At 66.0% G+C, this 18,720-nt stretch carries 18 protein-coding genes; 7 read left to right on the forward strand and 11 right to left on the reverse strand.

Annotated features, from left to right (window positions below; translation table 11 throughout):
* The first annotated feature begins 65 nt into the window (after window positions 1–65).
* Window positions 66–1,823 (forward strand): bifunctional sulfate adenylyltransferase/adenylylsulfate kinase, encoded by a 1,758-nt coding sequence (locus tag ABD024_RS07140; RefSeq protein WP_343851071.1) that lies wholly within the window; start codon window positions 66–68, stop codon window positions 1,821–1,823.
* 36 nt (window positions 1,824–1,859) lie between these two features.
* On the opposite strand, the gene ABD024_RS07145 is transcribed toward ABD024_RS07140, so the two are convergent.
* Entirely contained in the window at window positions 1,860–2,849 is a 990-nt protein-coding gene (locus ABD024_RS07145; protein ID WP_343851073.1) for a LysR substrate-binding domain-containing protein, read from the reverse strand.
* A 322-nt stretch (window positions 2,850–3,171) separates the two neighbouring features.
* Between ABD024_RS07145 and cysG the strand changes: the two genes are divergently transcribed.
* The 3 genes from cysG (at window position 3,172) to gstA (ending at window position 6,413) form a co-directional block, all read left to right on the forward strand.
* Entirely contained in the window at window positions 3,172–4,641 is a 1,470-nt protein-coding gene (gene cysG, locus ABD024_RS07150) for a siroheme synthase CysG (RefSeq protein WP_343851075.1), read from the forward strand.
* Window positions 4,642–4,712: 71 nt separating this feature from the next.
* Window positions 4,713–5,651, forward strand: coding sequence for a cysteine synthase A (gene cysK / locus ABD024_RS07155; RefSeq protein WP_343851077.1), 939 nt, complete (start codon window positions 4,713–4,715; stop codon window positions 5,649–5,651).
* Between the two features lie 144 nt (window positions 5,652–5,795).
* Window positions 5,796–6,413: a glutathione transferase GstA gene (gene gstA, locus ABD024_RS07160; RefSeq protein ID WP_343851079.1), complete on the forward strand. Its 618-nt coding sequence runs from the start codon at window positions 5,796–5,798 to the stop codon at window positions 6,411–6,413.
* A gap of 196 nt (window positions 6,414–6,609) precedes the next feature.
* Here gstA and ABD024_RS07165 read toward each other — a convergent pair whose 3' ends face one another.
* The 3 genes from ABD024_RS07165 to purB form a co-directional block, all read right to left on the reverse strand.
* Entirely contained in the window at window positions 6,610–6,972 is a 363-nt protein-coding gene (locus ABD024_RS07165) for a hypothetical protein (RefSeq protein WP_343851081.1), read from the reverse strand.
* 59 nt (window positions 6,973–7,031) lie between these two features.
* Complete coding sequence (locus tag ABD024_RS07170) at window positions 7,032–7,280, reverse strand: hypothetical protein (protein WP_343851084.1); 249 nt, start codon at window positions 7,278–7,280, stop codon at window positions 7,032–7,034.
* A 371-nt stretch (window positions 7,281–7,651) separates the two neighbouring features.
* Window positions 7,652–9,019: an adenylosuccinate lyase gene (purB, locus tag ABD024_RS07175; RefSeq protein WP_343851086.1), complete on the reverse strand. Its 1,368-nt coding sequence runs from the start codon at window positions 9,017–9,019 to the stop codon at window positions 7,652–7,654.
* 145 nt (window positions 9,020–9,164) lie between these two features.
* Between purB and ABD024_RS07180 the strand changes: the two genes are divergently transcribed.
* Entirely contained in the window at window positions 9,165–10,544 is a 1,380-nt protein-coding gene (locus ABD024_RS07180) for a class II fumarate hydratase (protein WP_343851088.1), read from the forward strand.
* A gap of 108 nt (window positions 10,545–10,652) precedes the next feature.
* Here ABD024_RS07180 and ABD024_RS07185 read toward each other — a convergent pair whose 3' ends face one another.
* Genes ABD024_RS07185 through ABD024_RS07205 form a run of 5 tightly spaced genes read right to left on the reverse strand, consistent with a single transcriptional unit; the run spans window position 10,653 to window position 13,939 of the window.
* Complete coding sequence (locus ABD024_RS07185; protein WP_343851090.1) at window positions 10,653–11,357, reverse strand: YggN family protein; 705 nt, start codon at window positions 11,355–11,357, stop codon at window positions 10,653–10,655.
* Window positions 11,358–11,389: 32 nt separating this feature from the next.
* Complete coding sequence (locus tag ABD024_RS07190) at window positions 11,390–12,370, reverse strand: ABC-2 transporter permease (protein ID WP_343851092.1); 981 nt, start codon at window positions 12,368–12,370, stop codon at window positions 11,390–11,392.
* Window positions 12,367–13,224, reverse strand: coding sequence for an ABC transporter ATP-binding protein (locus ABD024_RS07195; protein ID WP_343851094.1), 858 nt, complete (start codon window positions 13,222–13,224; stop codon window positions 12,367–12,369). Before ABD024_RS07195 ends, ABD024_RS07190 begins: the two co-directional genes overlap by 4 nt.
* Window positions 13,221–13,595, reverse strand: coding sequence for a GntR family transcriptional regulator (locus ABD024_RS07200; protein WP_343851096.1), 375 nt, complete (start codon window positions 13,593–13,595; stop codon window positions 13,221–13,223). Before ABD024_RS07200 ends, ABD024_RS07195 begins: the two co-directional genes overlap by 4 nt.
* Before the next feature lie 2 nt (window positions 13,596–13,597).
* Window positions 13,598–13,939 carry a hypothetical protein gene (locus ABD024_RS07205; protein ID WP_343851098.1) on the reverse strand — a complete coding sequence of 114 codons (342 nt, stop codon included), beginning with the start codon at window positions 13,937–13,939 and terminating at the stop codon, window positions 13,598–13,600.
* A gap of 258 nt (window positions 13,940–14,197) precedes the next feature.
* Between ABD024_RS07205 and ABD024_RS07210 the strand changes: the two genes are divergently transcribed.
* On the forward strand, window positions 14,198–14,983 hold the full coding sequence (locus ABD024_RS07210; protein ID WP_343851100.1) for an SDR family NAD(P)-dependent oxidoreductase: 786 nt from the start codon (window positions 14,198–14,200) through the stop codon (window positions 14,981–14,983).
* Window positions 14,984–15,189: 206 nt separating this feature from the next.
* On the opposite strand, the gene ABD024_RS07215 is transcribed toward ABD024_RS07210, so the two are convergent.
* The gene (locus ABD024_RS07215) at window positions 15,190–16,857 is read right to left on the reverse strand and encodes an amidohydrolase (RefSeq protein ID WP_343851102.1); all 1,668 of its coding nucleotides are present in this window, start codon (window positions 16,855–16,857) and stop codon (window positions 15,190–15,192) included.
* Window positions 16,858–16,998: 141 nt separating this feature from the next.
* Window positions 16,999–17,583: an FMN-dependent NADH-azoreductase gene (locus ABD024_RS07220; RefSeq protein ID WP_343851104.1), complete on the reverse strand. Its 585-nt coding sequence runs from the start codon at window positions 17,581–17,583 to the stop codon at window positions 16,999–17,001.
* Window positions 17,584–17,694: 111 nt separating this feature from the next.
* Here ABD024_RS07220 and ABD024_RS07225 point away from each other — a divergent pair, with 111 nt between their 5' ends.
* Complete coding sequence (locus tag ABD024_RS07225) at window positions 17,695–18,669, forward strand: LysR substrate-binding domain-containing protein (RefSeq protein WP_343851106.1); 975 nt, start codon at window positions 17,695–17,697, stop codon at window positions 18,667–18,669.
* Window positions 18,670–18,720 lie beyond the last annotated feature (51 nt).

Below are 18,720 nucleotides of genomic sequence, written 5' to 3' on the forward strand. Positions count from 1 at the left end.
GCGACCATCGCGTGGCGATGGCCTGCTCTTTCTCAATCGTTCGCCCCAGCCGGAATCCCATCCCCATGAGTCACAGCGCACTTGCCCCAGCTCCCGACCTCGTCGCCGCCGATGCCTTGATCGCCCCGCACGGCGGCGTGCTGAAGGAACTGTACCTGCCGCCCGCCGAAGCCGAGGCGCTCAAGCTGCGCAGCGCCCGACTGCCCGGCGTGGACCTCGATACGCGCCAGCTGTGCGACCTGGAACTGCTGCTGAGCGGTGCGTTCTCGCCGCTGGAGGGCTTCCTTGGCCGACGCGACTACGACCGCGTGGTGAAAGAGCTGCGCCTCGCCGACGGCACGCTGTGGCCGATCCCGATCACGCTGGACGTCAGCGAGGAATTCGCCGCGCAGCTGTCCACCGGCAGCGAGGTCGCCCTGCGCGACAGCCAGGGCGTGCCGCTGGCGGTACTGGAAGTCGAGGACATCTATTGGCCCGACCGCCTGCACGAGGCGAAGCGCGTGTTCGGCAGCACCGACCGCCTGCACCCCGGCGTGGCCGAACTGCTCGATCGCACCCGGCCGGTGGCGCTGGGCGGTCGCGTGCGCGGCATCCAGCCGCCCGCGCACTACGACTTCGGCGAGCTGCGCGATACGCCGCGCAGCCTGCGCGAATGGTTCGCGACGAACGGCTGGAGCCGCATCGTGGCGTTCCAGACGCGCAACCCGATGCACCGCGCACACCGCGAGCTGACCCTGCGCGCGGCGCAGCAGGCCGGCGCGAAGCTGCTGATCCAGCCTTCGGTAGGCCGCACCAAGCCGGGCGACGTCGACCACTACACCCGCGTGCGCTGCTACCGCGCGCTACTGCCGCAGTACCCGGCCGACAGCGTGAAGTTATCGCTGCTGCCGCTGGCGATGCGCATGGGCGGTCCGCGCGAGGCGCTGTGGCACGCGATCATCCGCAAGAACTATGGTGCCAGCCACTTCATCGTGGGCCGCGACCACGCCGGCCCGGGCAAGGATTCGCGCGGCCAGCCGTTCTACGGCCCGTTCGAGGCGCAGCAGTTGCTGGAACAGCACCAAGCCGAGCTGGGCATCGAGATCGTGCCGTTCCCGGCGATGGTCTACGCGGCCAACCGCGACGCCTACCTGCCATCCACCGAAGTGACTGCCGCAGACGAAATACGCGACATCTCCGGCACCGAGCTGCGCAGGTACCTGTACGAAGGCAGCGAGATCCCGACCTGGTTCAGCTTCCCCGACGTGGTGAAGATCCTGCGCGAGCGTCATCCGGTGCATGCGCCGCGTGGCTTCGCGCTGTTCTTCACCGGTCTGTCCGGTGCCGGCAAGTCGACCATCGCGCAGGCGGTGATCGCGCAGTTGCTGGAGCACACCAGTCGGCCGGTGACCGTACTCGACGGCGACGAGGTACGCAAACATCTGTCGCGCGGGCTGGGCTTCTCGCGCGAGGATCGCGCCGCCAACGTCACCCGCATCGGCTACGTGGCCAGCGAGATCGTGCGCCACGGCGGCATCGCGGTGTGCGCGCCGATCGCGCCGTATGCCGACGCCCGCGCCGAATCCCGCACGCTGGTCGAGACGCACGGCGACTTCATCGAGATCCACGTCGCCACCGCGCTGGAGGTGTGCGAAGCGCGCGACCGCAAGGGCCTCTACGCGCAGGCGCGCGCCGGCAAGATCGCCCAGTTCACCGGCATCAGCGATCCCTACGAAGTGCCCGAACAGCCGGAACTGCGGCTCGACGGCAACGCCGCCGAGCCGATCGTGCTCGCTCGGCAGGTCTTGGCGCTGTTGCGCAACCGTGGCCTGATCGGAAGTTGACGCATCACGCCAGCCCAGCGAGGCTACCGGAGCTGCTCAGGCGGCGTTGGGCAGCGTCGGTCGCTCTCGCCAGTGCGGTACCGCCGACCACTCGGTTGGCGCCGTATCGGCGGCGAGTGCACGCACCACGTCGCGACGGTCCAGGTGCGGTGCGAACTGCGCGATGAATTCCAGCACGTACTCGCGCAGCACGCTTTCCCGGCGCAGCACGATCCAGGTCGTGCATTGCGGAAACAGATGGTCGGCGGCCAGCGTCTGCAGGTCGGTGTCGCCGTCCAGCATCGCCATCTCGGCCAGCACGCCGATGCCCAGGCCGGCGCGCACGTAGGTCTTGATCAGGTCGGCGTCGCCGGCGGTCATCACGATCTGCGGATGCAGGTCGACCGCTTCGAACGCGCGGCGCAGTGACGAATCGGCCTTCAGCGAAGAGTCGTAGCTGACCAGTGGCAACGTGGCCAGCTCGCCCAGCGAAGGCGGCTGCCCGCCCGCGGCCAGTGGATGCCCCTGCGGCGCCACGATCACCCGGTGCCAGCGGTAGGCCGGCAGCGCGATGCCGACGGAAGGTGGCGCGCCGGCGCTGCTGATCACCGCCAGGTCGACGCGGCCGGCCTCCAGCTGGGCCAGCACCTCGCCGTCGCGGCCCGGCTGCAGGTGCACGCTGACCTGCGGGTAGCTTTGGCTCAGCGCGCCGATCGCGGCGGGCAGGGCGAAGCGGGCCTGGGTGTGGGTGGTGGCGATGCGCAGCTCGCCGCGCGCCTCGTTGCGCAGATTCGCGGCGATCGAGCGGATATTGGCTGCTTCGGCGAGGATCGTGCGGGCGCGTTCCAGCACGTGCCGGCCGGCGTGGGTCACCGCGTCCAGGCTCTTGCCCTTGCGCACGAACAGCTGGAAGCCCAGTTCGTCCTCAAGCTGCCGAAGCTGCTTGCTCAGGCCGGGCTGGGTGGCGTGGACGCGCTCGGCGGCCAGCGTGATGTTGAGGCCGGAGTCGGCGATGGCAATCAGGTAGCGCAACTGGATCAGCGTCATGGCGATGGGCTCGTGAGCGGTCGGGGTCGTTGGATTGAGGCGCGAACGGAACACGGGTACATCGCGTGCCACGAACCGGCATCACGCATGACGGATGGGTGCGCACGACCACCTTGGCGCTGCGGGTGGATTCGTGGTGGGCAGCACTCATGGTCATGTACGGACGTCTATACGGCTATTTGAATGAATGGTCAAGCGCGGCGTTGTTCGAGGCGATTCATAACGGCATGGCATATGTACGGCCATACAAGTCATTTGCCGCGTCGGTGGCGGCTGCGTAGCGTGGCTCCGTCTCCTCTGCATGCGAAGCGGCCCTGCCCGAATGAAGCTTTATCCGTTGTTCGCCGACCTATCCCGCCGCGCTGTGCTGGTGGTGGGCGGCGGCGCGGTGGCCGAGCGCAAGGTCGCCGCCCTGCTCGGTGCGCAGGCGCAGGTCACGGTGAACGCGCCCACGCTCACGCCGCAACTGCAGCGCTGGGTGGCGGCAGGGCGTATCGCCCATCGTCGCGATGCGTTCCGGGAAGCCTGGCTGGAACGGGTCTGGCTGGTGGTGGCGGCGACTTCCGATGTCGAATTGAACCGGTTGATCGCCACCTTCGCCGAACTGCGGCGGATCTTCGTCAACGTAGTCGACGATGCGGCACTGTCCAGCTTCCATGTGCCGGCGGTGGTGGATCGCGCGCCGCTGATCATCGCGATCTCCAGCGGCGGCGAGGCGCCGATGCTGGCGCGGCTGTTGCGCGAGCGGCTGGAGACGCTGCTCGACCACTCGCTGGGCGCGCTGGCCACGCTGGCAGGCCGCCTGCGGCGGCGTATCCGCCTGCGCCATCCGGACATGGCGGCGCGGCGGCGCTTCTACCAAAGCCTGTTCGCCGGGCCGGTGGCAGCCTTGCTGCGCCAGGGCCGGCCGGAGGCGGCACGGCAGGCGGCAGAGCAGGCGCTGGCCGCCCCATCGGCAGCGCCGGCAGGCTCGGTGGTGCTGGTGGGCGCCGGCCCCGGCGATCCGGGCCTGCTGGCCCTGCGTGCGTTGCGCGCGCTCAACGAGGCCGACGTGATCCTGCACGACCGCCTGGTCAGCGACGAGGTGCTGGAACTGGCCCGGCGCGACGCCGAACGGATCGAGGTGGGCAAGCAGGCCGGCAACCACCACACCACCCAGGACGATATTCATGCGTTGCTGCTGCAGCATGCGCGCGCAGGGCGGCGCGTGGTGCGGCTGAAGGGCGGCGACCCGTTCGTGTTCGGCCGTGGCGGCGAGGAGCTGGAGTTCCTGCGCGCGCACGACATTCCATATGAAGTGGTGCCCGGCATCACCGCGGCGGTGGCCTGCGCGGCTTATGCCGGCGTGCCGCTGACCCATCGCGACCACGCGCAGTCGGTGCGTTTCGTCACCGCGCATTGCCAGTCCTCGCACGACAGCCTGGACTGGGCCGCGCTGGCGCAGGAACGGCAGACCCTGGCGATATACATGGGCGTGGGTGAGCTGGGCATGATGCAGGCGCGCTTGATCGCCCATGGCCGGGCGCCGTCGACGCCGTTCGCGCTGGTCGAGAACGGCTCGCGCGCGGGGCAGCGGGTGATCACCGGCACCCTGGCCAATCTGGCCGAACGCGCGATGTTCCACGAGGTGCGCTCGCCGGCGCTGCTGATCCTGGGTGAGGTGGCGGCGCTGGCCCCGTCGCTGGCCTGGTTCGGACCGCCGCCGCTGGGCGCCACGGTGCACGGCATCCATGCCCCGGACGCGATGGAGCCGGCAACTGCCGGCGTGCTGGCGGCGGTGCATCGCGCCTGACGGAAATCTTCACCTGGGCAGGCGCATCATCGCGCGACGGTTTTTCCCCCTAGTCTGCCGGAGTACGCCCCATGATCTACGACAGCATTCTCGACACCATTGGCAACACCCCGATCATCCGGCTCCATCGCCTCGCCCCGAAGCACGTCGAACTCTACGTGAAGGTGGAGGCGTTCAACCCGGCCGGCTCGGTAAAGGATCGGCTCGCCCTGGCGATCATCCTGGACGCCGAGCAGCGCGGCACGTTGAAGCCCGGCCAGACCGTGATCGAGGCCACCTCGGGCAACACCGGCGTGGCGCTGGCGGCGATCTGCGCGGCACGCGGCTACCCGTTCGTGGCGGTGATGTCGGACACGTTCTCGATCGAGCGGCGCAAGTTGATCCGCGCCTATGGCGGCAAGGTGCTGCTCACGCCGGGTGCTGCGCGCGGCAGCGGCATGGTGGCGAAGGCCGTGGAACTTGCGCAGCAACACGGTTGGTTCCTCGCCCGCCAATTTGAGAATCCGGCCAACCCGGCGTATCACCGGCAGACCACCGCGCCGGAGATCCTGCGCGATTTCGCTGGGCGCCGGCTGGATTACTTCGTCACAGGCTGGGGCACCGGCGGCACGCTCACCGGCGTGGGCGAGGTGCTGAAAGTGGCGCGCCCGAACGTGCAGATCATTACCACCGAACCTTCCGGCGCGGCGCTGCTCTCGGGCAAGGAATGGCAGCCGCACAAGATCCAGGGCTGGACCCCGGACTTCGTGCCGGCCGTGCTCAACCGCAAGGTGGTCGACCGCATCGTGCTGGTCGACGACGTGCTGGCCCGCGACACCGCACGCGAGCTGGCGCAGCAGGAAGGCATCTTCACCGGCATCTCCTCCGGCGCCACCCTGGCCGCTGCACTGAACGTGGCCGCCGATGCGCCGCCGGGCTCGGTGCTGTTGGCGATGCTGCCGGATACCGGCGAACGCTACTTGTCGACCTTCCTGTTCGAGGGTGTCAACGAGGGTTCGGACGAAGTCTGAGCGCGGGCGGTGCGGGGCGGGGGCAATTACCCCTGCCAGCCGGGCGTGGCTACCATGGGGGACCCCTGCGCCGTTGAACCCGGACTACTGGTTTTTCCGGGCGGTTGCGGCGACGGCTTTCCGATCCCCACACGGAGCAATCGCATGAAGCTTTACTACGCCACCGGAACCTGTTCCCTCTCGCCGCACATCGTGGCGCTGGAAGCGAGCCTCACGCTGCAACTGGAAAAGGTCGACAACAAGGCCAAGCGCACCGAGAGCGGCCAGGATTTCTGGCAGATCAACCCGAAGGGCTACGTGCCGGTGCTGGCGCTGGACAACGGCGAACTGCTCACCGAAGGCCCGGCGATCGTGCAGTACCTGGCCGACCTCAAGCCCGAGAGCGGCCTGGCGCCCGCCAACGGCACGCTGGCGCGCTACCGCCTGCAGGAAATGCTGGGCTACATCAACTCTGAGATCCACAAGAGCTACAGCCCGCTGTTCAAGCCCGATACGCCCGAGGCCACCCGCACCGAGCGCAAGGAATACCTGCAGCGGCGCTACCAGTTCATCGAAGGCGTGCTGGCGAAGCAGCCGTACCTGCTCGGTGATCGTTTCACCGCGGCGGACGCCTACCTGTTCACCGTCACCAACTGGGCCAAGCACGTCGAGCTGGACCTGTCCGGCTTCCCGGCGTTGCTGGCGTTCCAGAAGCGCGTGGCGGAGCGACCGGCGGTGGGTGCGGCGATGGAAGCCGAGGGGTTGATCAAGAAGACCGCGTAAAGCGGGGCGACCCCGCAAACGGCCGGCCTCGCAAGATGGCGGCCGTTTGCGTGCCGGGGTGGTGCCCGTCAACGACGTGGACGCCCCACAGGCGTGCTCGCAGCACCCGGCGCACCCGCGGGCCGACATGGCACAAGGTGAGGCCTAATTGCCGAATCATGCCCAGCCGCGAAGTGGTTTCGACTTGACGGCATGGTCAGACCACCAGCCTGGACACTGTGTAACTTTCACCATCTGAAGCCAGTACCCGCAGGGGGCGGCTTTTTGCCCGCATCATCAGCTCTGCGGCCGACAGGCTCTCAGTGGAGAGATCGATAGTCATTTGAGGAAGCCCCGCAGTGGCGATTGCTGCTCTCTTGTGAGGCTCCGCGAGAATCCGCTTGTTGGTGATGTCTACCCGGCCAGCCATCAGCAAGCGCATGTCCTGGATCAGGTAGGCGGCAAGCTCGTCGTCACCTATGCCATTTCCCGGTATATCCAGGCGAAAGTCCTGCGCGGACAGCCTGCCTCCGTTAGTGAAGTGCACAACGAAATCAAACTTTACGCGGTAGTCAGTCATGTGTGCTCACGGGTCTGACGCTGGAGATAGGCGGTGGTGATGCCGCCTTGAACGGGTTGCTACGCATCGCCGTCGCGATCAACTTGGTGCATTTCCGGTGTGTCTTTGCAGATCGCGCAGTGCCGACCTCTATGAGATTGATAGAGGCGGACCACCGTGAACACGGTTGCTGTGATGACACCCCATATTGCCGCTTCGGTCACGGAGTAACGCAAATCGTGGCCTTTGAGCATTTGCACCACGCCGATGACGACAAATGCACCAGTGAGAACGGTAAAAAAACGCTTGATCCAGAATGTGGTGCCCACCGAGACGCTCCCTATGGTGCTGACGCTGGAGTTTGGCGGCGGCATAACCGTCCGCCTTGAGCAAGTTGCCAGGCCGCCTGCCAGTGATGGTGGCGACCCGCTGAAGCCAGCATACCGTGAGTAGCAGCACCTAGCTCCGGGCTCGGAGCACCGGCTAAAAAGCCCGGAGAGGCTGGCTCCGAGCTCGGGATGCCGGGTAAAAAGCTTCGGAGCGCCGAGCAGAGAACTCGAGTGACAGAGCCGGATTGGCGACTGGCGGCCTGGTTACCGCATTTGGCCCGATGACTGTTGCGGTGCGTAGGGTGCCGTATGGTCGGCGGATCCGCGAAGCCTCGCCGTCAGGGGCGAGGGTGCCGGACAGGCACCCGTGCTCAGATGTCTTTCGCCAGTGTCTCGGCCAGGCCGACATAGCTGCCGGGAGTCAGTTCCAGCAGCCGCTGCTTCGCCTCCGCCGGCAGATCGAGCCCACCGATGAATTCGCGCATCGAGTCCTTCGTGATGCCATGCCCGCGAGTCAGCGCCTTGAGCTGTTCGTACGGCTCCGGCAGGCCGTAGCGGCGCATCACGGTTTGCACGGCTTCGGCCAGGACTTCCCAGCTGGCGTCGAGGTCAGTGCTGATGCGGTCGGCATTGACGGTGAGTTTGCCCAGGCCTTTCTTCAGTGATTCCAGCGCAACCAGGGTGTGGCCGAACGCGGTGCCCAGTGCGCGCAGCACGGTGGAGTCGGTGAGGTCGCGCTGCCAGCGGCTGATCGGCAATTTTTCCGCGAAGTGGCCGAGCAGGGCGTTGGCGAGGCCGAAGTTGCCTTCGGCGTTTTCGAAGTCGATCGGATTGACCTTGTGCGGCATGGTCGAGGAGCCGACCTCACCGGCTTTCAAGGTCTGCTTGAAGTAGCCCAGCGAGATGTAGCCCCAGATGTCGCGGGCCAGGTCGATCAGGATGATGTTGGCGCGTCGCACCGCGTCGCAGTATTCGGCCACGCCGTCGTGCGGCTCGATCTGGGTGGTGTACGCGTTGAAGCCAAGGTCGAGGCTTTCCACGAAGCGCTGCGAGAACGCGCGCCAGTCGATTTCCGGATAGGTGATGGCGTGAGCGTTGTAGTTGCCCACCGCGCCGTTGATCTTGCCGGAGATTTCCACTGCGGCGAGCTGCCTGCGCTGGCGTTCCAGGCGCGCCACCACGTTGGCGATTTCCTTGCCCAGCGTGCTGGGCGAGGCGGTCTGGCCGTGGGTGCGCGACAGCAGCGGCAGCGCGGCGTTCGCGTGCGCGATCTCGCGCAGTTTGGCGATCACCGCGTCCAGCTGCGGCAGCAACACCTGGCTGCGCGCATCGCGCAGCATCAGCGCGTAAGACAAGTTGTTGATGTCCTCGCTGGTGCAGGCGAAGTGCACGAATTCCTTCGCCTGGGCAAGGCTGGCGTCGGCGCCGATCTTTTCCTTGATGAAGTACTCCACCGCCTTGACGTCATGGTTGGTGGTGGCCTCGATCGCCTTGATCCGCTCGCCGTCGGCTTCGCTGAAGTTTTCCGCGATGGTTTTCAGCGTGGCGACCTGGCCCGCGCCGAACGCCGGCAGTTCGGCGATCTGCGGCTCGGCGGCCAACGCCAGCAGCCATTCGATCTCCACCTGCACACGGCGATGCATCAGGCCGAATTCGCTGAAGATTGGGCGCAGCGCCTCGACCTTGCTGGCGTAGCGGCCGTCCAGCGGCGACAGGGCGGTGAGGGCGTGGGAGGACATCGGGGTTTCCGGCAGGGCAGGGAAACGCGCATTCTACAACGGGTGCGCTGACTGTCGGCCCGGCCGTGGCGAGCCCGAACCCTTGATATGACGCGAATCGAGCCTATCGTGGTGAAGATATTTCCCCCGACTCCAAGGACCGAGCATGACCACGTTCCGCATCGAACACGACAGCATGGGCGAGTTGAAAGTCCCCGCCGACGCGCTGTACGGCGCGCAGACCCAGCGCGCGATCGACAACTTCCCGATTTCCGGCCTGCACCTGCCGCGCCAGTTCATCCGCGCACTCGGCCTGATCAAGGCCGCCGCGGCCGAGGTCAATCTGGCGATGGGCCACCTGAAGAAAAACCAGGCCGCGGCGATCCGCAAGGCGGCGCTGGCGGTGGCTGACGGCCAGTACGACGCGCAGTTCCCGATCGACATCTTCCAGACCGGCTCGGGCACCAGCACCAACATGAACGCGAACGAGGTGATCGCGCATCTGGCGGTGCAGGGCGGCGCGAAGGTGCATCCGAACGACCACGTCAATTATGGGCAGAGCTCGAACGACGTGATCCCCACCGCGATCCACGTCAGCGCCGCGCTGACCGCCAGCGAGCAGTTGCTGCCGGCACTGAAGCACCTGAAGAAGACCATCGACAAGCGCGCGCGTGAATTGAAGAACACGCCGAAGACCGGCCGCACCCACCTGATGGATGCGATGCCGATCACCTTCGGGCAGGAGCTGTCGGGCTGGTCGGCGCAAGTCGCCTCTGCCATCGAGCGCATCGAGGAGGCCTTGAAGCGCATGCGCCGGTTGCCGCAGGGCGGCACTGCGGTGGGCACCGGCATCAATGCCGATCCGAGGTTCGGTCCGGCGATGGCGGCGCAACTGAAGAAGCTGACCGGAGTGCGCTTTGAGTCGGCGCAAAACTATTTCGAGGGCATGGCCGCGCAAGATGCGGCGGTGGAACTGTCCGGCCAGTTGAAGACACTGGCGGTGGCGTTGATGAAGATCGCCAACGACCTGCGCTGGATGAACTCAGGTCCCTTGGCCGGCCTGGGCGAGATCGAGCTGCCGGCGTTGCAGCCGGGTTCGTCGATCATGCCGGGCAAGGTCAATCCGGTGATCCCCGAGGCCGTGGCGATGGTCGCCGCGCAGGTGATCGGCAACGACGCCTCGATCACCATCGCCGGCCAGTCCGGCAACTTCCAGCTCAATGTGATGTTGCCGCTGATCGCGCACAACCTGCTGCAGTCGATCGAAATATTGAGCAACGTCAGCGTGCTGCTGGCCGACAAGTCCATTGCCGGCTTCAAGATCAACAAGGCGCGGGTGAACCAGGCGCTGGCGATGAACCCGATCCTGGTCACCGCGCTGAACCCGGTGATCGGCTACGAAAAGGGGGCGGCCACCGCCAAGCTGGCGTACAAGCAGCATCGGCCGATCATGGAAGTAGCGCTGGAAACCACTGGGCTGTCGAAGGATGAATTGAAGAAGCTGCTCGACCCGATGGCGCTGACCAGGGGCGGCATTCACGGCTGACCCTGAAAGACGTTCTGTAGGAGCCCGCTCGCGGGCGATGCTGTTGTTTTTGATGCCTGGAGAACTAGAGCAAACGGCATCGCCCGCGAGCGGGCTCCCACACAGGGATCAGTCGGAGAACACGGCGAAGCCTTTCTTGCCGTCCTTGTCCTTCATGTCCTTGCCGCAATCATCGACGTCCTTTTGCTGCATGGTCGCGTAGGGCCTGAACTCGGGCATTGCCGCGGCCAGTTTCTGCTGGCTGGACAGCAGGTCGGGCAGTCGCTGGCAAAGCTTGGCGGCCGCGGCCTGGATCTTGTCGGTTTGCGGCTTGATGGCCGCTTCGATGTCCTTGTCGCTTTTGCCGGTGAGCGCGCCCCAGACTCCCTGCTTGGCTGCATTGAGGCCCAGATCGGCGCCTTGTGCGCCGATGTCCATACCGGCTTCGGCGATACCGAGGATCTGCTGGCGGTAGTCCAGCAGCAGGGTCTGCTGCTCCGGCGTGGCCGCCACCTTCTTGCCTGCGATCAGCAAGTCGCCTTGCGGGGTGATCTCGGCCTTTGGGCGTGCGTCCTTGTCGTTGTGTTGGCTACCGTTGATGCGAACGCTGTTCACGTCGATGTTCCTGGTGGCCAGCTCTTGTTTGGCCTTCTGCATCGCCTTGCGGATCTCTCCGGAAATTGCCGACGGGGAGGTTTTCTCGCCGGCGTCCCTCATCGCCTGTGCCGTGTGGTCGGCGGCACCCGGCTGGGAGTCGGCCTGGTGGGATTGGCTGCAAGCGGCCAGCGGCAGCAGCAGGACCAGTGCGAGCGTGCTGAACGTGTTGGGCTTCATAGGTGTTCTCCTTTCTCGAATTCGACCGGAAGTCAGCTGTCGTCGCGCCAGCGGCGGAACCAGATCGCACCGGCGAGCAGGCCCAGGCCGATCACCACGCCGATCCACAGGTTGGCGGATGCCAGCAGCTGGTAGGTGTTGCCCAGATCCATGAAATCCATGCCCGGGTTGCCGGCGACGCGGTGCACAATGTTGCCGTTGTGACCGAACACGCTGCCGGAGCCGGGGAACACGCTGAACAGGCCGCGCTGCACGATGTTCTTCCAGAACCAGGTGGTCGGCAGGTTGAACAATCCCATGATGCCGAACCAGCTGACCAGCAGACCGGTGGCCACCGGCAACGCCACGGCCCACAGGAAGGGCTTGTTGCGTGCCCAGGCCGAGCAGAGCAGCAACCAGCCTATCGAAGGCAGTGCCCACAGCACGTACAGCGGGATATAGCCGACCAGGTTGAACATGACGCGGAACGGATGGGCCAGCACCAGCAGCTGCCACACGTTCACGCCGTGGAAGGACAGCGTGACCGCGAGAATCAGCAACTGCAGCATGCCCACGATGATGCCGGTGATCACGGCGACGATCGGTGCGAGCACGGTGGCACTGACGACCTTGGACAGCACGGTGCTGGTGTCGGAGATCGGCAGGGATTTCCAGAACAGGATGCTGCGGTCGCGGCGGTCGTCGTACAGCGCACCGAGGCAATAAAAGAACACCACGAAGCCCAGTACGACGATCAGCAGGCCCATCGCCGAGTACATCGCCACGTCCAGGGCGAGTCCGACCTGGCTCAGGTCGCCGGCGTCCATGTCGGCGATGACGCGTTGCAGGCCGCCGCTGGCGCCGAAGCTGATGCCGTGGCGGGAGCCGACGACTTCGGCGGCGATGATGCCCATGATGTTCAGCAGCAGGAACACACCGCCGGTGATGATGGGCGCCCAGAAGAAGCCGCCCCGGTGTTCCCAGAATTCGCGCTTCACCAGCCAGTACATGGTTTTCCAAGCGGGGGTTTTCATGCGTAGGTTCCCTTCATGGTGGCAACGAACAGGTCGCTGATGGACGGCCGGCGGGTTTCGCCCAGCTGCTCCAGCACCGCGCGGTTCGCGCCGTCAAACAGAAAAATGCTCTTGCCGAAGACCTGGCGCTCGTCCAGCGGCTTCAGTGCACGGGCCGCATCGGCCTTGTCGGCTCCCACCATCACCTCGATGAAGCGCTCGCCGACCGCGTCCATGTCGGCATCCAGCACGATCCTGCCGTCGCGGATGAACATCAGGTCGGTGAGGATGTGCTCGACTTCTTCCACTTGATGCGTGGTGACGATGATCGTCTTGTTCTCGTCGAAGTAGTCTTCCAGCAGGTGCTGGTAGAACTGCTTGCGGTAGAGGATATCCAAGCCCAGCGTGGGCTCGTCCAGGATCAGCAGCTTGGCGTCGATCGCCATCACCAGTGCCAGGTGCAGCTGCACGATCATGCCCTTGGACATCTGCCGCACGCGCTGATCGGGCTGCAGTTTGGTACGGGCCAGGAACGCCTCGCACTTGGCGCGATCGAAGCGCGGATGCACATTGGCGACGAAATCCACCGCCTGGCGTACCTTGATCCAGCGCGGCAGCACAGCCACGTCGGCGATGAAGCACACCTCGCCCATCAGCTTGTCGCGCTGCTTGCGCGGGTCGAAGCCCAGCACATTCAGCTCGCCGGTGAAGTCGGTGAGGCCCAGGATCGCCTTCAGCGCGGTGGTCTTGCCGGCACCGTTGGGGCCGATCAGGCCGACGATGCGACCGGGTTCGATCCGGAAACTGGCGTTGTCCAGTGCCAGCGTCGACTTGTATCGCTTGGTCAGCCCACTGGCCGTGATCACCGCGCTCATGATTTCTCCTCCTTGTCGGTGCCGGTTTCGCGCAGCAGCGTCTTGATATCCAGCCCCAGCCGTTGCAGCCGTGCAAACAGCACCGGCCACTCTTCGCGCAGGAACCGCTCGCGTTCGGATTTCAGCAGCGCTTCGCGAGCGCCTTCGATGACGAACATGCCCAGACCCCTCCGTTTTTCCACCAGTTGTTCGTCGACCAGTTCCTGATACGCCTTCGACACGGTCAGCGGATTGATTTGGTAATCCGCAGCCACCTGGCGTACCGACGGCAGCGGGTCGCCCTCGTTCAAGGCGCCGTCCAGGATCATTGCCACCACGCGTTGCTGCAGCTGGCGATAGATCGGGACGCTGTCGTTCCAGGTAATGGTCATATTTATTCCTTGCTGATGCGGCCGAACTTGTTACCAAACGAATAGTAGGGCATGGCCAACTGCGACCCGAGCAGGCTGAAATGCTCCGCGTTGCTGGCTCCGTCCAGATGCCCGATGGCCGGGATCGAGGCGATGCCTACTGTGCTGGTGTCGTTCAGCAGGGCAGCGGTGCGCATTTCGGCAGCGCTGGGACGGACCTGGACCGGGGCCAGGTCGATGACGGGGGTGGCGCTGGTCTTGCTGGCCGGGGCCGGCTGGCTGACGACGTTATAGTCGACGGCGCTCAGGCTGGCGAAGGTGAACAGGACGGCGGCGACGCTGGCGATCAGGTTCTGCGCTTTCATGACGGGCCTCCTTAGTGACCTCGTTGAGTGGTGTTGTAGTGAACTATAACACTGAACTTTGGGCCGTCAATAGGCAAAATGCAATTTCGCAACATGACTGATGGCCTATATGGCTGAATGACGGCCCGGGAGCCCGGCAGCCGCCGCATGCCCGCACCCGGGGCGTCGGCCGCTCGGCCATCGCCGCTGACCATGGTCATTCCTCGGCCTTCGACGGACATGGTTCAATGCGCCGATCTCAGTCACGCGGAGGCATGCATGGATCTCGAATTGCTCGACCGGGTCGTGGTGGTCACTGGCGCCAGCAAGGGCATCGGCCTGGCCTGTGCGATCGCGTTTGCACGCGAAGGGGCGAAGGTGGTCGGTGTTTCGCGCGATCCGGCGAATCTGCGCGCCGCGCAGCAGCAGCTCGAGTCACTCGGCCTGGCGCTGGCGGTGCAGCCGGCCGACCTGAAGGACAGCGTGGCGGCGCAACAGGTGATGGAGCGCATCGAACGCGAGCATGGCCCGGTCGACGTGCTGGTCAACTGCGCCGGGGCCGCGCGTCGCGCACCTCCGGACGAGCTCGATGCGGCGGCCGTGCTGGCGGCGATCCAGGCGAAGTACCTCAGCTACATGCACGCGATCGACCCGGTGATCCGTCGCATGGGCACGCGCGGTGGTGGCAGCATCGTCAACGTGATCGGGCAGGGCGGACGTCAGGCCAATCCGCAGCACATCGGCGGCGGCGCGGCGAACGCCGCGTTGATGCTGGCTACCGTGGGCTATGCGAATGCCTATGCCGGCAAGGGTGTGCGAGTGAATGCGATCAACCCCGGCATCACCCGCACCGGTCGGGTCGACGAGGGTCTGGATGCCGCAGTCCGCGCCAGCGGACGGCCGCGCGAGGAACTGCTGGCCGCACAACTCGGCGGTATCCCGCTGGGCCGCATGGCGGAGCCGGCGGAGATCGCCGACGTGGCGGTATTCCTGGCCTCGGCCCGCGCCAGCTATGTCACCGGCGCGATCATCCCGATGGACGGCGGCAAGACGTCGACGATCTAGGGGGTGTGGCGAGCGCAGAGTGGTGTGTCGTGCGGGCCCTTCGACTTCGCTGCGCTACGCTCAGGGCGAACGGGTTACTGTTGCGGCCACCCTCCACCGTTCGCCCTGAGCGTAGCTGCGCAGCGGCGAAGTCGAAGGGCCCGCACTGAACTCCAACAACACAAGGCCGGCTGCGAGCCGGCCTTGTGTTGTGTGGCGTTACCCGCTCAATCCTTCGCCGCGTACACCTGCTTTCCGCCGACCCAGGTTTGTAGCACCTTGGTGCTCCAGATCTTGCTGGGCGGGTCTTTAAAGATGTCGTGGTCGATCAGGATGAAGTCGGCCCACTTGCCCGGCTCCAGCGTGCCCAGGGTTTTTTCCGCGTGCTCCGCGTAGGCCGCGTCGAGGGTGAACGCGCGCAGCGCCTCGGCCGGCGTCATGTCCTGGTCCGGGTACCAGCCGCCGGGCGGCTGGCCGGCGTGATCCTCGCGGGTGATCGCCGAGTACAGGCCGTAGAACGGGTTCGGCGATTCCACCGGAAAGTCCGAGCCGCCGGCGACGATCGTGCCCTGCTTGAGGAAACGCTGCCAGGCGTAGGCACCCTTGATCCGCTCGTGGCCGATACGGTCTTCCGCCATGTTCATGTCGGAGGTGGCATGGGTCGGTTGCATCGAGGCGATCAATTGCAGCGGCACGAAGCGCGGGATGTCCTTCAGCGACACGATCTGCGCGTGCTCGACCCGGTTGCGCAACGCGATGCCGTCGGGGTGGGCCTTGTAGGCTGCCGCGTAGCTGTCCAGCACCTCGCGGTTGGCGTGGTCGCCGATCGCATGGACGCCGACCTGGTAGCCCTTGCCCAGCGCCTTGCCGATATCCGCGCTCAGCTCCTCGGGCTTCAGGAACAGCAGGCCGCGGTTGTGCGGATCGTCGGAGTAGGGCGCGAGCATCGCCGCGCCGCGGCTGCCCAGCGCGCCGTCGGCGTACAGCTTGACCGCGCGCACGCTGAGGAAGTCGTTGCCGTAGCCGATCAGCGGGCCGTTCTTGCTGATCACGTCGAAGTCGTCGCCGGTGCCCAGGATCATCGCGTAGATGCGCGCGGTCAGCTTGTGCTCGTCGGCGTAGTGGCGATAGAGCTGGTAATTGGCCAGGTCGATGCCGGCGTCGCCGACGCCGGTGAGGCCGACGCTGGCCATCTCGGCCAGTGCGGTATCCAGCGCGGCAGCCTTCTGTTGCGGGGTCGGCGGCGGGACTTTCGCGTTGACCAGTGCAACGGCGCCGTCGACGAAGACGCCGGCCGGGTTGCCGCTGGCGTCGCGTTCGATGCGCCCGCCGCTGGGGTCCTTGCTGGCCTTGCCGACCCCGGCCAGCTTGATCGCGGCGCTATTGGCCCAGTTGGCGTGGCCGTCGACGCGGCTCAGCCAGACCGGGCGGTCGGCAACTGCGGTATCGAGCTCCTTCGCGGTAGGAAAGCGGCCCAGCTTCCAGATTTCCTGGTTCCAGCCGCCGCCGAGTATCCACTTCGCCTCGGGGTGCGCCGCGGCATACGCTTTCACCTTCGCCAGTGCCTCGTCCAGCGACTTCGTGCCGGTGAGGTCGACGCTGTTGCGCGCGTAGCCGAGTTCGAGCACGTGGCCGTGGGCGTCGATCAGGCCGGGCAACAGGGTATGGCCCTGACCGTCGATCACCTTGGCGTCGCCGGCGCGATTGGCCAGCTCGGCACGGTTGCCGGTGGCAACCACCTTGCCCTGGTCGACCAGCAGCGCCTGGAAGTGCTGCAGCTTGCCGTGACTGTCCAGCGTGTAGCCGTTGACGTTGTCGACCAGCAGGTCGGCTGCCTGCACGGCTGGCGTCAGCGCCAGCAGCGCAAGCAGGGGCAGGCATAACGAGCGTTTCATGCGCGGATTCCTGTGACGGGTGAATCCGCAGTGTGTCGGCCTGCGTGCGATTTTTCCAGCGTGACGGTCACGACTCGCCTGCGGCAAGACGAAAACGCCCTCTTCAGCAGGAAGAGGGCGTTCGCCTGGCGGCGGGGTGGATCAGGCGGCCTTGGCGACCAGCGTCCCGATCGTGCTGCGCGCGGACTTCAGTGCCGCCGCCTTCTGCTCGTCGCCGATCGCGATGCCTTCGGCCCGCACGAACTCGATGTCGGTAATGCCGATGAAGGCAAATGCCGCACGCAGGTAGGGTTCCTGGAAATCCATCGCGGCGGCAGGCGTGTCCTTGCCGTAGAAGCCGCCGCGGCTGGAGGCGACGATCACCCGCTTGCCGCCAGCCAGGCCTTCGGGGCCGTTCGCCGTATAGCGGAAGGTCTTGCCGGCAACCAGGATGCGGTCGAGCCACGCCTTGAGCTGGCTGGAAATGGCGAAGTTGTACATCGGCGCGCCGATCACCACCACGTCGGCGGCAAGGAACTCTTCCAGCATCTCGGTACCCAGCACGGCGGCGGGGTCGCTGGCGTCGGCCACCGGGGTCCAGTGCGGCAGCGGCTGTGCGGCCAGGTCGTGATAGTGGATGGCGAGGCTGGGCGTGACGCGCTTCAGCTCGGCTACGATGTCGGCGGTCAGCTGGCGCGACACCGAATAACCACCCAGTGCGCTGGAATCGACATGCAAGAGTTTCATGGAAAGTTTCCTGGTCAGGCCAACAATTGGCGATGGGATCAGGATATATTCGGAACAATGCAGCGATAAGATGGCGATCATCGGACTTATCGTTCTTCAACGGAAACGATCATGACAGTATTGGGCGGTGCCCTGCAGGACCTCAACGACCTGTACTTCTTTGCTGCCGTGGTCGAGCACGGCGGTTTTTCTGCAGCCGGCCGCGCGTTGGGCGTGCCGAAGTCGCGCCTGAGCAAGCGCGTGGCCCAGCTGGAGGAACGATTGGGCGTGCGCCTGCTGCAGCGAACCACCAGGCGCTTTGTGGTGACCGAGGTCGGCGAGCGCTTCTACGCGCATTGCCGCGCGGTATTGGAGGAGGCACAGGCAGCGCAGGATGCGGTGGACGAGTTGCGCGCCGAGCCGCGTGGCGTGGTGCGGCTGAGCTGCCCGGTGTCGCTGGCGCAGACAGTGGTGGCGTACGTGCTGCCGGATTTTCTCGAGCTGTACCCGAAGATGCAGGTGCGCGTGCTGTCCAGCGACCGTCGGGTCGATGTGATCGGCGAGGGGTACGATCTGGCGATCCGCGTGCGCAGCAAGCTGGATACGGATGCGAACCTGGTGATCCGCACATTCGGCCAGTCGCGCACCAAGCTGGTGGCCAGCCCCGCCTTGCTGAAAGCCCGGGGCCGTCCGGCCACGCCGGAGGAGCTGGGCAAACTGCCGGCGCTGTCGATGCGCGAGCACGAAGGCGCGCAAGTGTGGGAACTGATCGGTGCGAACGGCGAGCAGGTCAATGTCGAGGTACAGGCGCGCCTGATCACCGGTGACTTCGCGGTGCTGCTGGAGGCGGCCCGCCGTGGCATGGGCGTGGCGTTGCTGCCGGAGTTCGTCTGCGCGCCGGCGATCACCCGCGGCGAGCTCGAGGTGGTGCTGCCGGAGTGGAGCGTGCCCGAGGGCACCATGCATTTCGTCTACCCCAGTCGGCGCGGCATGCTGCCCGGCGTCCGCGCGCTGGTCGACTTCCTGGCCGAGCGGCTGCCGGCAATGACCTTGCTGAAGCATGAGCAGTGCAAGCAGCGTCCGCTGGACGAACTTCCGTCGACGTGATGCACGCGGTGGCCCCGGTGCAGTACGCTGCCGGGTTTACGGACATTTATA

Origin of the sequence: Rhodanobacter soli (assembly GCF_039523495.1) — a bacterium.
GTDB classification, from domain to species: domain Bacteria; phylum Pseudomonadota; class Gammaproteobacteria; order Xanthomonadales; family Rhodanobacteraceae; genus Rhodanobacter; species Rhodanobacter soli.

What these genes read in the sequence shown, in the direction of transcription:
- ABD024_RS07200 (WP_343851096.1), bottom strand. Translation starts at nt 13,595, where the DNA reads ATGACCATTACCTGGAACGACAGCGTCCCGATCTATCGCCAGCTGCAG.
- ABD024_RS07210 (WP_343851100.1), top strand. Translation starts at nt 14,198, where the DNA reads ATGGATCTCGAATTGCTCGACCGGGTCGTGGTGGTCACTGGCGCCAGC.
- gstA (WP_343851079.1), top strand. Translation starts at nt 5,796, where the DNA reads ATGAAGCTTTACTACGCCACCGGAACCTGTTCCCTCTCGCCGCACATC.
- purB (WP_343851086.1), bottom strand. Translation starts at nt 9,019, where the DNA reads ATGTCCTCCCACGCCCTCACCGCCCTGTCGCCGCTGGACGGCCGCTAC.
- ABD024_RS07180 (WP_343851088.1), top strand. Translation starts at nt 9,165, where the DNA reads ATGACCACGTTCCGCATCGAACACGACAGCATGGGCGAGTTGAAAGTC.
- ABD024_RS07165 (WP_343851081.1), bottom strand. Translation starts at nt 6,972, where the DNA reads ATGACTGACTACCGCGTAAAGTTTGATTTCGTTGTGCACTTCACTAAC.
- cysG (WP_343851075.1), top strand. Translation starts at nt 3,172, where the DNA reads ATGAAGCTTTATCCGTTGTTCGCCGACCTATCCCGCCGCGCTGTGCTG.
- ABD024_RS07205 (WP_343851098.1), bottom strand. Translation starts at nt 13,939, where the DNA reads ATGAAAGCGCAGAACCTGATCGCCAGCGTCGCCGCCGTCCTGTTCACC.
- ABD024_RS07195 (WP_343851094.1), bottom strand. Translation starts at nt 13,224, where the DNA reads ATGAGCGCGGTGATCACGGCCAGTGGGCTGACCAAGCGATACAAGTCG.
- ABD024_RS07190 (WP_343851092.1), bottom strand. Translation starts at nt 12,370, where the DNA reads ATGAAAACCCCCGCTTGGAAAACCATGTACTGGCTGGTGAAGCGCGAA.
- cysK (WP_343851077.1), top strand. Translation starts at nt 4,713, where the DNA reads ATGATCTACGACAGCATTCTCGACACCATTGGCAACACCCCGATCATC.
- ABD024_RS07140 (WP_343851071.1), top strand. Translation starts at nt 66, where the DNA reads ATGAGTCACAGCGCACTTGCCCCAGCTCCCGACCTCGTCGCCGCCGAT.
- ABD024_RS07220 (WP_343851104.1), bottom strand. Translation starts at nt 17,583, where the DNA reads ATGAAACTCTTGCATGTCGATTCCAGCGCACTGGGTGGTTATTCGGTG.
- ABD024_RS07185 (WP_343851090.1), bottom strand. Translation starts at nt 11,357, where the DNA reads ATGAAGCCCAACACGTTCAGCACGCTCGCACTGGTCCTGCTGCTGCCG.
- ABD024_RS07145 (WP_343851073.1), bottom strand. Translation starts at nt 2,849, where the DNA reads ATGACGCTGATCCAGTTGCGCTACCTGATTGCCATCGCCGACTCCGGC.
- ABD024_RS07215 (WP_343851102.1), bottom strand. Translation starts at nt 16,857, where the DNA reads ATGAAACGCTCGTTATGCCTGCCCCTGCTTGCGCTGCTGGCGCTGACG.
- ABD024_RS07225 (WP_343851106.1), top strand. Translation starts at nt 17,695, where the DNA reads ATGACAGTATTGGGCGGTGCCCTGCAGGACCTCAACGACCTGTACTTC.